Below are 503 nucleotides of genomic sequence, written 5' to 3' on the forward strand. Positions count from 1 at the left end.
ACACAGGTGCTGCATGGCTGTCGTCAGCTCGTGTCGTGAGATGTTGGGTTAAGTCCCGCAACGAGCGCAACCCTTGTCATTAGTTGCTACGAAAGGGCACTCTAATGAGACTGCCGGTGACAAACCGGAGGAAGGTGGGGATGACGTCAAGTCCTCATGGCCCTTATGGGTAGGGCTTCACACGTCATACAATGGTACATACAGAGGGCCGCCAACCCGCGAGGGGGAGCTAATCCCAGAAAGTGTATCGTAGTCCGGATTGTAGTCTGCAACTCGACTGCATGAAGTTGGAATCGCTAGTAATCGCGGATCAGCATGTCGCGGTGAATACGTTCCCGGGTCTTGTACACACCGCCCGTCACACCATGGGAGCGGGTTTTACCAGAAGTAGGTAGCTTAACCGCAAGGAGGGCGCTTACCACGGTAGGATTCGTGACTGGGGTGAAGTCGTAACAAGGTAGCCGTATCGGAAGGTGCGGCTGGATCACCTCCTTTCTAGAGTA

The 503-nt window shown here is 54.5% G+C and carries 1 rRNA gene; it reads left to right on the top strand.

Annotation, left to right across the window (positions count from 1 at the left end):
- Nucleotides 1-495, top strand: a 16S ribosomal RNA gene (locus GTP77_RS29865); the annotation flags it as partial.
- Nucleotides 496-503: the final 8 nt, after the last annotated feature.

It is taken from the genome of Pseudoduganella aquatica (genome assembly GCF_009857595.1).
Taxonomy (GTDB): domain Bacteria; phylum Pseudomonadota; class Gammaproteobacteria; order Burkholderiales; family Burkholderiaceae_D; genus Rugamonas; species Rugamonas aquatica_A.